The organism is Rhizobium arsenicireducens (assembly GCF_964021225.1).
The window spans coordinates 76496-89495 of sequence record NZ_CAXHYK020000001.1 but is presented as its reverse complement, the minus strand read 5'-3'; the positions used below and the strand labels follow the sequence as shown (position 1 = coordinate 89495).

Below are 13000 nucleotides of genomic sequence, written 5' to 3'. Positions count from 1 at the left end.
GTCAAATTTCAAGTCGGGATCACACGCCCGGTGTCACGCCTGAAATTTCGCCGCGATCACGCACAGCAGTTCGAACATCATTGTTGCGCCGGCGATCGCCGTCATGCCGGCGAGATCAAACGGAGGCGCTACCTCGACGACGTCGGCACCGACGATATCGACGCCTTCCAGCAGGCGGATCATCTGTTGCGCCTCGCGCGTGGTGAAGCCGCCGACTTCGGGCGTACCGGTGCCTGGCGCCATGGACGGGTCGATGCTGTCGATGTCGAAGGTCACGTAGGTCGGCGCCGAACCGACGATCGCCTTTGCTTCGGCGATCACCGCGGCCGCGCCGCGGCGGGTGAACTCTTCCATGTAGATGATACGGATGCCCTGCTCGATGGCCCAGGCATGCTCGTCCGTCTCATAGATCGAACCGCGAATGCCGATCTGTACCATGCGCTTGGGGTCGAGCAGTCCTTCCTCGATGGCGCGCCGGAACGGCGTGCCATGGGTATATCGGTTGCCGCCGAAATAGCTGTCATTGGTGTCGGAATGGGCGTCGAAATGGATGAGGCCGACCGGCCGGTGCCGGGCCACCGCGCGCAACACAGGCAGCGTCGTCAGGTGGTCGCCACCGGCGGAAAGTGGAATGGCGCCGACCGCGATGATGCTGGCAATGCCTTCCTCGATCCGCTTCAGCGCGTCCATCAGGTCGATCGGATTGACCGAGAGATCGCCGACGTCGGCGATATTGGCGAGGCTGAAGGGCGCGATCTTGGAAACGTGATGCACCTTGCGCATCAGGCTGGACTGGCTGCGGATCTCGCGCGGCCCATGGCGGGCGCCGGCCCGGTTGGTGGTGCCGCCGTCCCACGGAATGCCGACCAGGGCGATGTCGAGCCCTTCGGCGGACGGCACGGCCGGAAGCCGCATGAACGTCGCCTGGCCGGCAAAGCGCGGAACCTCGGCGGCATCCACCGGCTGATGCTTAGCGTTGATCATTATGGCCTCCAATGCTGAATTCGTCTCGAACGATCTGCGTCATGCGGCTGACCACGTCGGTCAGCAGCCAATTGCCTTTTTCCTCCTGCGATCCCGTGGTCATGGACAGCACGCCGGACGGCGGCACGTCGGCCAGCGGAAGAGGATAGCGATCATAGGGCTTGAACTTGGCCGGCCCGTCATGCAGCGATCGATCGAGATCGACGAATTCCGGGCGCAGCGCCAGCATCATGGACGTCTCGATCACGCTCGCATGTTCGAGTTCGATGCCGGGATAGCCGTCCGGGAAGATCCGGTCGATGGTCGACGGCTGGACGAGATCCCAGTGGTCGAACCTGAGGATCGTCAGCCCGTCGCAGCGGTCGCGGCCGATCGCATCCAGTGCCAGCTCGATGCCTTCGACCGCGGGCCAGATGTTCTCGTAATGGCCGTTCACCACCACGATCCGCCGGACCTTCTGCCGGTAGAGCTCGCACAGCACGTCGCGCACCACGAGCGAAAAGGTGTGAGCCGTCAGGTTGATCGTGCCGCCGAAGGCCGAACCGCCACCGGTCTTCGGCTGCGAGCGATTGCCATAGGGGATGGTAGGCAGGACCAATCCTCCCACGGCCCTGGCGACCGTTTCACAGATGGACGTCGGCAGCACGACGTCGACATTGAGTGCCATGTGATGGCCGTGCTGCTCGGTCGCCCCAAGAGGCAGGAATATCGGTGCGCCGCCGGCCACCTTCGCGGCCGCCTCGGGCCAGGTCTGTTCCGCCCAGAATACGCTGTCGTTCATCGTGACGTCCTCAAATCATCGCCGCGCCGCCATTGGCGCCCAGGCATTGTCCGGTGAAGAAGGTGGCCCCCGGCCCGGCGAGAAAGACCACGGCCGCCGCCACTTCCTCAGGCCTGCCGATCCGTCCCATGGGATTGGCCGTCTCGGCCGCCTTCTGGTCCGCCGTCAGGGTCTCGAAGGCCAGGAGCGGCGTATCTGTCGGACCGGGAGCCACGGCATTGACCAGGATCCTCGGCGCCAGTTCTCTTGCCCAGGACCGGGTCAGGCCGAGAATGGCCGCCTTGGTGGCGCAATAGACGGAGGCGTCCGCCCTGCCGAGATAGGCGAGTTCGGAGGCGATGTTGATGATCCGCCCGCCCGCCGGAAAATGCCGAAGCGCTTCGCGCGCCACCAAAACCGCCCCCCGCACGTTGACCGCGAACATGCGGTCGATGTGGGCGGCGCTGATGCCCCCCAGCGGGCATTCTTCGAGGATGCCCGCATTGTTGACGAGGATGTCGATCCCCCCCATCCGCCGCGCTGCCTCGCCCACTGCCGAGATGACCTGCCCCTCGTCCGCCAGATCGCAGGCGAGGATGGCAAGGCTTCCCTCCTGCGGCTTGAGATCCAGCCCGATCACCGTGGCGCCCTCGGCCATCAGCGCTTCCGCCGCGGCCCGGCCGATGCCGCTTGCCGCCCCGGTCACCAGGGCCCTCTTGCCCGTCAACGGTTTCACCATGGAACTGCTCCCCGATCGGCGCCGAGCGACTGGCCGGTGATGTTCTTCGCCCTGTCGGAGGCGAGGAAGAGGTAGATCTCTCCCATGTCGTCGGGCTCCATCAGGCCGGGCAGGGCCTGCCCGCCGACGATGTCTTCAAGAAGCCTGTCTTCGCTGACGCCCTGCGCGCAGGCCATGAGCCCCAGCGAACGCATCGAGGCCTCCGTCCTTACCCAACCGGGGCAGACGGCGTTGACGCGGATATTGCGCGGCCCGAGCTCCTTCGCCCAGGTCTTGGTGAGCCCGATGATCGCGTGTTTCGAAGCCACATAGGCGTCGAACTGCGCCTCGGCCACCCGTCCCCAGATCGACGCTGTGTTGACGATCGCCCCGCCCGAAAACATCGACCGGAGCGCACGCCTGGTGACCAGCGCCGTGCCGGCAATGTTGATGTCGATGATGCGGCGGAAGGTGGCGAAACCCTCGGCGCTCGCATCATCAAGTGGTGTCAGCCGCTCCAGGCCCGCATTGTTGATCAGCACGTCGATCGTTCCCACATCCCTCAACGCGGCATCCACGCGCGCCCCGTCGGCAATGTCCGCCTGGGCGGCGGTGGCGCCGAGCTTCTGCGGCACGCTCGTGAACAGCCGGATCATCAGCGATCAGGTGCAGCCGCGCGCCCTCGCGGTGGAAGGCCCGGGCGATGCCGAGCCCGATCCCGCGGCTTGCCCCGGTGATCACCACCGTGCGGCCCGAAAACATGCCCTTCATACGGGATCTCCCGTTTCGTTGCGGATGAGATGGAGGATCTTGTTGCGAAGGTCGAAGAAGCTCTGCGTTTCGCGGATTTCGAGCGGCCGCTCGACGCCGAGCGCGGCGTTGACGTCGATGTCGGCGACCATGCGCGCCGGCCGCCTGGAGAACAGCACCACGCGGTCGGCGAGAAACACCGCCTCCTCGACGTCGTGGGTGACGAAGATCACCGTCTTCTGTTCGGAGATCTGCAACGCCCGCAACTGCACCTGCAACCGTTCGCGGGTCAGCGCATCGAGCGCGCCGAACGGTTCGTCCATTAGCAGGACTTCGGAGCCGGCGGCAAGCGTGCGGGCGATGGCGACGCGCTGGCGCATACCGCCGGAAATGCGCGACGGATAGGCGTCGGCGAATTCCTCGAGCCCCACAAGCTTCAGATAGTGCGCCTTGCGCTCCACCTTTTCCTGCGTGGAAATGTCGGAACGGTAGCGCATGCCGAAGGCGATGTTTTCCGCGACCGTCAGCCAGGGAAAGGAGGAATATGCCTGGAAGACCATGCCGCGGCGGCGGTCGGGAGCACGCACGATATCGCCGCCGAGCCGGATCTGACCGGTAGAGGGCGTATCGAGGCCGCCCACCATGCGCATGAGCGTGGTCTTGCCGCAGCCGGACGGGCCGAGGAAGACGACGAAGCTGCCGCGGCCGATCGAGAGATCGGTCTTCGTGACGACGTCCATCGGGCCGAAGCTCTTCGTCACGCCCTCGAATGCCAAGTAGTTCTGTGCCATGGAGGGCTCACACATATTGGAAGATTTTGCGATGCAGGACGCGTAGCAGCTGGTCGGTCACCAGGCCGACCAGGCCGATGACGAGAACGCCAGCCATGACCTCGGGCGTCTTCACGTAACGGCGCGCCGACCAGATGACGAAGCCGATGCCGGAATCCGCAGCGACGATTTCGGCGATGATGAGATAGGTCCAGCACCAGCCGAGCGTGATCCGCAGATTGTCGAGCAGCGACGGCCCCATGGCCCTGAAGATCACGTCCGTCATCACCTGCCGCGACTGCGCACCGACGGTGCGGGCCACCTCGACATATTCATTGGGCACGCGGCGGGCATCGTCCGCCACGAACAGCACCAGCTGGAAGAAGGTGCCGAGCCAGAGCAGGAAGATCTTGGTGGACTCGCCGACGCCGAACCAGATGATCGACAAGGGCACAAGAGCTGGCACCGGCAGGTATCGGATGAAATCGATCATCGGTTCGAGCGACGCCCCGACGATGCGATAGCTGCTCATCATCATGCCGATCGGGATCGCCATGAGCGCGGCCAGCAGGAAGGCTGACCAGACGCGCCCCGCCGAGACGGCGGTATGCCAGAGCAGGTCCTGCTGCGTCAGCATGCGCCAGAGAGCCGCCAGAACGTCGCCGGGTGACGGCAGGAACTGCGGCTTGACGAGGCCCAGCCGTGCCGCCAGTTCCCAGAACCCCAGCAGGATCGCCGCCGCCGCCAAACCGACGATCAGTTCGGCGGCGGGCGACTTCCCGCCTCGAAAGGTGAACAGTTTTCCAAACATCCGTGTGTGCCGGTCCGAACTCACTTGCCGATGGTCGCGATGACGGAATTGTCGATCTGCTCGGCCGCCACCAGCTGGTTGTCGGCTGCGCCATTCTCCAGATTGAGCGCCATTACCGTGTCGAAGATTCCAAACAGACTGCCCGGCTTGCCCGGCTCCCCCATATAGACCTGGGCTTCCGCGAGCGTGGTATAGGCGAGGCTGCCATTGACCACGTCCAGCACCTCTTCGGGCGTCAGGCCGAAGCTCGGCGCGGCGATCTCGGCGAATTTCTGCGGCTCGGCCTTGATGAAGTCGACCGCCGAATAGATGCACTTCAGGAAACGCCCATACTTGTCCGGCGAGGCCTTGAGGTCGTCGTTGCGGGCAATGATGGCGTCAATGATCATGCCGCGATGGTCCTTCGAGGAGATCAGCACCTTGGCGCCCTCGCGGGACGAGGCTTTGATGGCCTGCGACATGAAGGGTTCGTAGGTGGCGATCGCGGCGATGCTTTCGTCGACGAAGACGGCCCCCGTATCGGCGCTGGAAATCTCCTTGATGTTCAAGTCCTTGAGGGTGAGGCCCGCCTGCTTGAGTTCCATCTGCAGCAGGAGACGCGCCGGGATATTGGGTTCGGCGGCGATGGTCTTGCCCTTGAGGTCGGCCACCGTCTTGGTGCTGCCGTCGGCGATCACGCCATCGCCGCCGACGGATTTGTCGATCGTGCCGATGATGATGCCGGGCGTCGTCTTGTCGCGCGGACGGCCCTGATACTCGCCGACGCTGCGCATCTGGATCTCGACGTCGCCGCGCGCCATGGCGGCCATCACATTGCTGAGGTCGTCCTCGAAGTTGATAGTGACGTCGAGCTTCTCCTGTTCGAAGCATCCGTTGGCCAGCGCGACGTGCACCGGCGCGAAGCCCAGCCAGGTCGGCGCGAGAATTCGGATCTGGTCCGCGGCGAAAGCGTTCGTCGAAGACACGATCAGGGCGATCGCGGTCGTCAGTCCAAGCGTCTTGTTCATGATGCTCCCCTTTTTTTGAATTTGAGGCAGCGTCATGCATTTTTACATTGGAGTAAATCACAATATTTGGGATGTTACATCGAAGAACGTCAATGTGAGTTTCGCCAATGCGTCGCCTGGACAATATCGATATCCGCCTGCTTCGCGTCTTCGTCGCGCTCGCGGACGCCAATGGCTTCTCGGACGCGCAGCTGGCGCTGAACCTGTCGCAATCGACGCTAAGCACGCATCTGGCGGAGCTGGAAAAGCGGACCGGCGGCCAGCTGTGCCATCGCGGCAGGCAGCAGTTTCGCCTGACCGAACTCGGCCGCGCCACCTATGATGCGGCCGTCAAGCTGTTCCGCGACATCGATGATTTCACCCAGCGCGTCAGTGCGGCGAGCGGCAATCTGTCGGGCCGCCTGCGCCTGGGGGCCTCGGACGGCGTGATGACCAGCGAGCAACTCGGGGTGCAACGGGCGATCGCCGAGTTCATGCGGCCGGATGCCGATATCTTCATCGACCTAGAACTGGGAACGCCCTCGGATCTGGAACAGAAGGTGGCGGACGGCGATCGCGATATCGCCATCGGACCGTTTTCACAGCGTTCTCCCGGCCTGACCTACCGGGACTTCGCCAGCGAGCCGCACAATCTCTACTGCGGTCGCGAGCATCCGCTGTTCGACAGGCCGGACCATGAGATCGACCAGCGGGTCATCTCCGGCGCCCGCTTCTCGGTCCGCCGTTACCGCCATTTCGACGACCTTTACCTGGTCGGCCATCCGCGTGCGAGCGCTTCCGTCGTGGCGATGGAGGCGCAGGTCATGCTCATCCTCTCGGGCCAGTTCATCGGTTTCCTGCCCTGCCATTTCGCCGAACCCTGGGTGGCGCGCGGCGAACTGCGCGCCATCCGCCCCAGCGCTTTCGGCTTTTCGTCGATGCACAAGATCGCCTATCGGCGAGACAACAAGAACAGTCCGTTGATCTCGGAGTTTCTGACGATCCTGGAGCGATTAAAGAAGCCAATCTGAGCGTGCCGAAAGCCCTTTTTCTTCCACCCCGGCTATTACCGCTTTTCCGAGATAATACCATCTCGAGCAGACCCACGCGGGAAGTCCGTCGTTTTCTGCATCAGATAATGCTCGCAGACCTTAGAGTATCCGTTTTGATCAAGCGGGTTTTGGGATCCATTTCCTGTTGTTTCGCAGAAGTGCGTTTGCCAGGAGGATGAGCTTTCGCATGATGGCTGTAATGGCGACCTTGGGTGGCTTTCCTGTTTTGACGAGGTCGTCGTATTTTGCCTTGAGATCTGGGTTGAAGCGGCAAGCGACGAGGGCGGGCATGTAGAGCGCGTGGCGGACGATGGCCCTGCCGCCAGCAATGAAAGCGCGTCCGGTCCATCGTCCGGACTGGCGGCTCACCGGCGCAAGACCGGAGAGTGCGGCTGCGGCTTTCTCATCCAGTTCGCCCAGTTCAGGCATCTCGATGAGAAGTGTAAAAGCCGTGACCTGTGACACGCCCGGAATTGAGACGAGGATGTCGAACCTAGCCTTGCGGGATGCGTCCTCGGCAATCAAGGCCATGATGGCTTCGTCCACGGCCTTGATCTGGCGCTCGATCTGCCTGAGCCTTTCGACGTTGTGTTTCTTCAGCAGCGGGCTGGAAAGGTTCTTGGCCCTGTTCTTCGCGGCGGTTCAGGGTGCCTGTTTCAGTTCGACACCACATGCCCGTCCTCGATACTGATTATCCTGTCGGCAAGTTCGATGATGCGACTGTCGTGAGTAACCATGACGGTTGAAGTTCCGCGTATCTGTCCAAGGGTTTTGAGCATCCGCACCACGTATAGTCCGGAGTCCCTATCCAAGGCAGCGGTGGGTTCGTCCGCGAAAACGATTTCCGGGTTGGACACCAGCGCGCGGGCGATGGCCACGCGCTGTTTTTGCCCACCCGAGAGCTTTTCGGGCAAGTAGTCTATCCGGCTCCCCAGGCCGAGCGATTCCAGCAGGCGCACCGCCGCGGCGTTCTGTTTGGCGGTGTCCCCTCCAGGTCCATGCACCTGCAAGCCCATCAGCGTGTTTTGCCGCGCCGTCAGACTTTCGTGGAGGTTGTGGGCCTGAAAAATGAAGCCGAGCCGGCGGCGCAGCACTTGCTGCGCGGTGTTGTCAGCGTCGCGCAGTTCCTGGCCCAGCAAGCGGATCGACCCGTCCTGAAGCTTGCGCAGGCATCCCATCAAGGTCAGCAGGGTGGTCTTGCCCGAACCGGAAGGCCCTCTGAGGATGGTGAAGCTGCCGCGTTCGATCGTCAGGGAGGCATCGAATATCACCTGGATGCGGGCTTCGCCGGCGCCGAACCAATAGTTGACGCCGTGCATCGATATGGATGGTGATTGAGCTGGGATCATCCGAACAGTTCCGCGGGATCGGCGCGCCGCAGGCGAACGGTGGCAAGCGCGCCCGATATGGAGCAGGCGACAAAAGTGCCCAAAAGCACGGCCGCGGCCCTGCCTGCGGTCATGCCCAAGGGCAGATCGGTCGCCGCGCCCATCACCTGATAGACCCCGGCACCGAGAATGACACCCGGCAGGAAGCCGATCAAGGCGATGATCATTGCCTCCTCGAAAACAATGCCGAGAAGAAACCGATGGGGGAAGCCCATTGCCTTGAACGTCGCATATTCTTTCAAGTGAGCGGCGACATCGGCTGCCAGCACCTGGTAAACGATGACAAGACCAACCAGAATGGCGACGAAAACCCCGATCCCGAAGATGATGCCCATGGGCACTTGTGTATTCGTGTAAACCAGATCGTCCGCGATTGCCTGCGCCATGGTGCGGACCTGCACATGCTCCGGCGACAATCGCGCTTCCATGCGGCGGGCGATGACCGCAGGGTCTTCGCCCGGCTTCACATCGACGAGTATATGGCTCGCAGTCCCGGTCGTTCGCTCTTTCACAAGCCGCTGAAATGTCTGATCCGAGACAAAGAGCGCGCCATCTGATCCGAAGCCGCTTCCGAGCTTGAAGCTGCCCACGGCGGCTACGGTGTGGCCACTGATCTCGAATGTCAAAGGCTTTTCCATCGACGCCTGATCGATTGCCGTTGCGTCCCAGTTCAGGGCTAAATTGCGGACTTGACTGTCGAGCAAGACCCTGTCCGGCAAGGACAGCCGGTTCATCTGCGCAGCGATCGGCTCGCTGGCAAACGCGCTCGCTTCCGGCGCCATGCCGAATACGAAGAGCATCTTGGAAATGCCGTCGGGTTGCTTCCACTCCCGACTACCCAGATAGAGAGGCGTTGCGTCCGACACCCCTGGCTCGGCAAGCGCCATATACATGATCCGTCGCGCCACCAATGCTCCGGTGAAGAGCGTGGCGCTTGGTGGCGAAATCATGATATCGGCGCGGAACGGCGAGTAGGTCAGGTTGACCACGGCCGACAACGAAGCGACCACGCCCAGTTGCAGGAAGACCAGCAGATTGGCGAAGGCTATCCCGGCGACCGCGGCAACGAGGCGCGGGCGACTATGGGTGAGTTGCAGCCAACCGATGGGGACACGCCGGAACAGGATGGACAACAACTGCGTCACTTTGGTTCCATCCTTATCCTGCCGACGATTTCAATGTTCGTATAGGAACGCGCCAGTGCCGAAGAGGCGGCATCGAGCGTCACTGTAACTCGAACAACGCGCGCATCGGCATTCGCGGCCGGCTCTGAATCCATCACCGATTGGCGCTCCACGATTTGTCCTATGGCCGTGACCTTGCCGATGAGCGGCGCCGTCAGCGCCGGGGAGGTCATACGTGCTTGCTGACCGAGCGCTATTTTCTGGATGTCGGTTTGGTAGACTTCCAGCTCCGCAGTCATCTGCTCGACGAGGCCGACCGTCGCCAAGCCGGCCTCGCCGGGCCTTTCCCCTGAGCGGGCATGGATTTTCAGGACCGTGCCCGCCTGAGGCGCGATCACTTGCCCTGCGGCAAGATCATCGTTTGCCCGCGACAGGTTCGCACGTGCCACATCGAGGTTGCGCGCCGCAAGCACGATGTCGGACTGGCTGCCATCCCCTGCTCCGGTGAAGCGTATAACGAGCGCGGTTGTTCGTCCGAGTTCGGCCTGCGCCTTGACGGCGTTCGCATGCGCCTGCTGGAGCAGCGCCTGTGTTGTTGAATTGCGCGCCGCAAGTTTGGTCTGGCGTTCGAGTTCCTGATTGGCCAGGATCCGCGTTGCCTCGGCCACGGCACGACTGGCGCGTGCATCTGCAAGGCTTGCCAGGACCGAAGCGCGAACCTGTTCCAACGCCGCCTGCTGGGCAGCCAGATTCGATTCCGCACTGGCCTTCGCGGCGAGAAGGGCCGGCATGTTGTCCAATTCGGCGATGACTTGTCCGGCTTCGAACCGGTCGCCTTCGGATACCAACAGCCGCGCAATGCGCGCATCATCAGCGCCGTAGGGCAGTGCCAGAGCCAATGCCCCGCCATCCGGCTTCAGATGGCCGAGGGCAACGACCTCCGCGGGCCGATCCTCGGGGAAAGCCACCTCGCCCGTTCGCACCGGTGCCATTCCGCCGGCCTCATAATCGAGCCGATCCCAAACGAGATCCAAAATCGCCGGATTGAAATACAGGATGACGGCCGCGCCGAAAGTAAGCAGTAGCAGCAATAGCGGAAGCCGCTTTGCCCGGATCGTTGCCGTCGGCGCCCGATCGCGCGGCGCCGACGGCGTCGCCTTGCCGGAATCCTCCAGCGGAAGATAGGCGCGATCACCGTCAGCACCCATCAAATGCCCCGCATCTTTTTTCGCATGCAACGCGACCGCACCTTTCGCACGCCTCCCATCGGCATCTTCATATCATCGTATAATTCAATAACGCTGTACAATCAACGTACGAAAGTTGTCAATTCGATCCCGGTCGGGTAGGATAAATGAATGAAGAATCCGTCCAATATCCCGGAAGGGGCCGCAAAAATCCTTTGGGAGCGACCCGAGCCCAAGGGTCCGCTCACCCCCATCAGTAGGGACGTCATCACTCGTGCCGCGACGGCGATCGCCGACCGGGACGGACTGGAGTCGGTCTCGCTGCGAAAGGTCGCCATCTCTCTCGATTCAAGCACAATGCGGCTCTACAGCTATATATCCACCAAGGCTGAACTGCTGGAATTGATGACGGATGCCGCATTTGGAGAAATGCTGACCGCCGGTCCGCCCCAGGGTGATTGGCAAGAGATACTACGCTCGCTTGCCTATCGGCTCCGCGAAGCTGCCGGCAAACATCCGTGGCTGGTCGAACTGCTTGGAGGCAGGCCGCACCTGGGTCCAAATGGGATTGCGTTTATCGAAATCTTTTACGCTTCGCTCAGCGGCGCGCGTGGCTTTGAAAAAATCGACACGATCATGCAGACCGTCGGCACTGTGGTAGCCTATGTGGTCGGCGCATTGCGCAACGAAACCAACAGGCTTCAGACCCTGCAGGAATTCGGCATGGACCAGACCGCGTGGGAGCAGGCTTGGTGGCCCTACCTTGAGAGGCTGCTGGCAAGCGGTCGTTTTCCGATGATGGAAAGGGTGGTCAAGGAAGCCAACCATCCATCGGCCGGGGCGGAATTTGAACGAGGTCTTGATTGCGTCCTCGCTGGAATTTCCCTCGTTCTGCTTCAGGGGCAACAGTAGGCATTGGACGCTCGTCGCCTTCGTGAGGATTCCTGCCGTATGCGGTCTCCAATCCGATGGCGACCTGTGGTCAAGCTCCCATGTCGCATGACCGTAGCGCAGCGATCAGTATCGCAATCGCTGACTGCGCTGCTGCCGGCGGGTCACATCAGCTCGTCCTGAACGGCCTGGAAACTGTCCTTACGTTGGGTTGAAAGCCGAGGCTGCGCGCCAGCGAGGCGTCGACATGGAGATGCCAAAGGTTTTCCAGCGGCTCGGCGGAGGACCCCAGCTTTTCGCCGACCAACGCCGCGAGCTCATAGATTGAACTCGGCGCCTCATCGGAAATATTGACGATGCGGCCGTTGAACACGCCGTCCAAGGCAAGTTTGATGGCCGTAGCGATGTCGCGATGATGGATCGTGCTGATCCGCTTGGCCGGATGCCACTTGCCCGCGACCACGTGCTTGGGCAGTTCCTCCAGATGGCCGTCCTGATCGCAGCAGACGAAGGGAAACCTCAGGACCGCCCAGTTGAGACCGCTGTCCCGCAATGCCTTCTCGGCAGCGACCTTGCTTGCGGGATAGGCGTGCTTGGGATCAACCGCATCGTCCTCGCGCCTGGGATGAGCGCTGTCGGCGTCGTAAACGTTGCTGGTGCTCGCGAGGATGAAGCGCACCTCGGGGGCGTGGTCCTTCACGGCACCGACGAGATTTTGTGTCCCCTCCAGATTGCTCTTCCAGATAAGGTCGGTGTGTTAGGTACGGAAAACCACGGCGAGGTGGATAATGTCTGTGACGCCCTCAACCGCCGGCCCAAGGGTCGAACGATCGAAAAGGTCGCCCTCGACTGCCGTCACGCCTGCGGGAACGTCCTTTCCTCCGCGCACAAGTGCACGACAATCCACGCCCGCCTCGAAGAGACGAGGTAGGAGGCGGCTCCCAACGAGTCCGGTCTCACCGGTTATCAAGACTGCCATGCGTCACTTCCTTTCCGTGAGCTTTTCAAGTCGCTCGGTAGCGGTCTTGAGAACATCGACCACTGCGGCGACGGCGGCGTTGTCCACGCCGTCGAAAGCGACGCTGTGAATGACTGCCAGATCGGGCAACTCGTCCCAGAGCTTGATGCCCGCCGCACTCATCCGGAGCAGCTTTTGTCGCTGGTCGAAGCTGTCCGGCACCTGCTCCACAAGCCCCTTGCGGACAAGGACGGCTATGACCGCGCTTAACGTCGCTCGCTCGACCTGGAGGATTTTCACCAGATCGCGCTGCATGATCGGTCCGTCATGTGCCAGATGGTAGAGAACAAACCACTGCGTGGCGCCGAGATCGTAGGGGCGGAGCATCGCCTCCATCGCAGCACGACCAGCCAGGTAGCATCGCTTCGCCCAACCACCGACAGACCCGTGAAGGTTTTCATTCGATTTGTTAGCCACCTGACAATAATGTCAGGCGACTAACAAAAGTCAAGGCTGAACCCATCTTTTCCGAAGACGGCCGCAATAGTGATGTTGTGAAACAGCAGACGCCGCCACTCACTTGGCAGCTCCGTTCCTGAACAAATCTCCGACTGCCGCCCT

General features: G+C 62.2%; 13 protein-coding genes and 2 pseudogenes. 2 read left to right on the top strand and 13 right to left on the bottom strand.

Annotation, left to right across the window (positions count from 1 at the left end; genetic code table 11):
• Nucleotides 1-33: 33 nt before the first annotated feature.
• The 7 genes from speB to ACWPVA_RS00410 all read right to left on the bottom strand — a co-directional run bounded on the left by speB (nt 34) and on the right by ACWPVA_RS00410 (nt 5800).
• The gene (gene speB / locus ACWPVA_RS00440; protein ID WP_454285789.1) at nt 34-984 is read right to left on the bottom strand and encodes an agmatinase; all 951 of its coding nucleotides are present in this window, start codon (nt 982-984) and stop codon (nt 34-36) included.
• The gene (locus ACWPVA_RS00435) at nt 971-1765 is read right to left on the bottom strand and encodes a creatininase (protein WP_454285788.1); all 795 of its coding nucleotides are present in this window, start codon (nt 1763-1765) and stop codon (nt 971-973) included. The genes speB and ACWPVA_RS00435 overlap by 14 nt, the downstream gene beginning before the upstream one ends.
• Nucleotides 1766-1775: 10 nt before the next feature.
• The gene (locus ACWPVA_RS00430) at nt 1776-2483 is read right to left on the bottom strand and encodes an SDR family NAD(P)-dependent oxidoreductase (protein ID WP_454285787.1); all 708 of its coding nucleotides are present in this window, start codon (nt 2481-2483) and stop codon (nt 1776-1778) included.
• Complete coding sequence (locus ACWPVA_RS00425; protein ID WP_454285786.1) at nt 2477-3118, bottom strand: SDR family NAD(P)-dependent oxidoreductase; 642 nt, start codon at nt 3116-3118, stop codon at nt 2477-2479. The genes ACWPVA_RS00430 and ACWPVA_RS00425 overlap by 7 nt, the downstream gene beginning before the upstream one ends.
• 111 nt (nt 3119-3229) lie before the next feature.
• Nucleotides 3230-4003, bottom strand: a complete 774-nt coding sequence (locus tag ACWPVA_RS00420) for an ABC transporter ATP-binding protein (RefSeq protein WP_454285785.1) — start codon at nt 4001-4003, stop codon at nt 3230-3232.
• A 7-nt stretch (nt 4004-4010) separates the two neighbouring features.
• Nucleotides 4011-4793 carry an ABC transporter permease gene (locus ACWPVA_RS00415; protein ID WP_454285784.1) on the bottom strand — a complete coding sequence of 261 codons (783 nt, stop codon included), beginning with the start codon at nt 4791-4793 and terminating at the stop codon, nt 4011-4013.
• Nucleotides 4794-4813: 20 nt separating this feature from the next.
• A complete protein-coding gene (locus tag ACWPVA_RS00410) occupies nt 4814-5800 on the bottom strand; it encodes an ABC transporter substrate-binding protein (protein ID WP_454285783.1) in 987 nt (328 codons plus the stop codon).
• A gap of 107 nt (nt 5801-5907) precedes the next feature.
• On the opposite strand from ACWPVA_RS00410, the gene ACWPVA_RS00405 reads away from it, so the two are divergent.
• A complete protein-coding gene (locus tag ACWPVA_RS00405) occupies nt 5908-6810 on the top strand; it encodes a LysR family transcriptional regulator (RefSeq protein WP_454285782.1) in 903 nt (300 codons plus the stop codon).
• 138 nt (nt 6811-6948) lie between these two features.
• Here ACWPVA_RS00405 and ACWPVA_RS00400 read toward each other — a convergent pair.
• The 4 genes and pseudogenes from ACWPVA_RS00400 to ACWPVA_RS00385 all read right to left on the bottom strand — a co-directional run.
• Nucleotides 6949-7473 (bottom strand): annotated as a pseudogene (locus tag ACWPVA_RS00400) (transposase); the annotation flags it as partial.
• A 14-nt stretch (nt 7474-7487) separates the two neighbouring features.
• Nucleotides 7488-8180 carry an ATP-binding cassette domain-containing protein gene (locus ACWPVA_RS00395; RefSeq protein ID WP_454285781.1) on the bottom strand — a complete coding sequence of 231 codons (693 nt, stop codon included), beginning with the start codon at nt 8178-8180 and terminating at the stop codon, nt 7488-7490.
• Nucleotides 8177-9364, bottom strand: a complete 1188-nt coding sequence (gene devC, locus ACWPVA_RS00390; RefSeq protein ID WP_454285780.1) for an ABC transporter permease DevC — start codon at nt 9362-9364, stop codon at nt 8177-8179. The genes ACWPVA_RS00395 and devC overlap by 4 nt, the downstream gene beginning before the upstream one ends.
• Nucleotides 9361-10434, bottom strand: coding sequence for an HlyD family efflux transporter periplasmic adaptor subunit (locus ACWPVA_RS00385; RefSeq protein ID WP_454285779.1), 1074 nt, complete (start codon nt 10432-10434; stop codon nt 9361-9363). Before ACWPVA_RS00385 ends, devC begins: the two co-directional genes overlap by 4 nt.
• Before the next feature lie 267 nt (nt 10435-10701).
• On the opposite strand from ACWPVA_RS00385, the gene ACWPVA_RS00380 reads away from it, so the two are divergent.
• Complete coding sequence (locus ACWPVA_RS00380; RefSeq protein ID WP_454285778.1) at nt 10702-11442, top strand: TetR/AcrR family transcriptional regulator; 741 nt, start codon at nt 10702-10704, stop codon at nt 11440-11442.
• Between the two features lie 148 nt (nt 11443-11590).
• On the opposite strand, the pseudogene ACWPVA_RS00375 reads toward ACWPVA_RS00380, so the two are convergent.
• Nucleotides 11591-12400: pseudogene (locus ACWPVA_RS00375) on the bottom strand (NAD-dependent epimerase/dehydratase family protein).
• Nucleotides 12401-12403: 3 nt separating this feature from the next.
• Nucleotides 12404-12775 (bottom strand): MarR family winged helix-turn-helix transcriptional regulator, encoded by a 372-nt coding sequence (locus tag ACWPVA_RS00370; RefSeq protein ID WP_454285777.1) that lies wholly within the window; start codon nt 12773-12775, stop codon nt 12404-12406.
• Nucleotides 12776-13000: the final 225 nt, after the last annotated feature.

Coding starts and splice junctions, on each gene's coding strand:
- ACWPVA_RS00405 (WP_454285782.1), top strand. CDS start 5,908: ATGCGTCGCCTGGACAATATCGATATCCGCCTGCTTCGCGTCTTCGTC.
- ACWPVA_RS00380 (WP_454285778.1), top strand. CDS start 10,702: ATGAAGAATCCGTCCAATATCCCGGAAGGGGCCGCAAAAATCCTTTGG.
- ACWPVA_RS00420 (WP_454285785.1), bottom strand. CDS start 4,003: ATGGCACAGAACTACTTGGCATTCGAGGGCGTGACGAAGAGCTTCGGC.
- ACWPVA_RS00410 (WP_454285783.1), bottom strand. CDS start 5,800: ATGAACAAGACGCTTGGACTGACGACCGCGATCGCCCTGATCGTGTCT.
- ACWPVA_RS00425 (WP_454285786.1), bottom strand. CDS start 3,118: ATGATCCGGCTGTTCACGAGCGTGCCGCAGAAGCTCGGCGCCACCGCC.
- ACWPVA_RS00435 (WP_454285788.1), bottom strand. CDS start 1,765: ATGAACGACAGCGTATTCTGGGCGGAACAGACCTGGCCCGAGGCGGCC.
- ACWPVA_RS00415 (WP_454285784.1), bottom strand. CDS start 4,793: ATGTTTGGAAAACTGTTCACCTTTCGAGGCGGGAAGTCGCCCGCCGCC.
- ACWPVA_RS00395 (WP_454285781.1), bottom strand. CDS start 8,180: ATGATCCCAGCTCAATCACCATCCATATCGATGCACGGCGTCAACTAT.
- ACWPVA_RS00370 (WP_454285777.1), bottom strand. CDS start 12,775: ATGGAGGCGATGCTCCGCCCCTACGATCTCGGCGCCACGCAGTGGTTT.
- speB (WP_454285789.1), bottom strand. CDS start 984: ATGATCAACGCTAAGCATCAGCCGGTGGATGCCGCCGAGGTTCCGCGC.
- ACWPVA_RS00430 (WP_454285787.1), bottom strand. CDS start 2,483: ATGGTGAAACCGTTGACGGGCAAGAGGGCCCTGGTGACCGGGGCGGCA.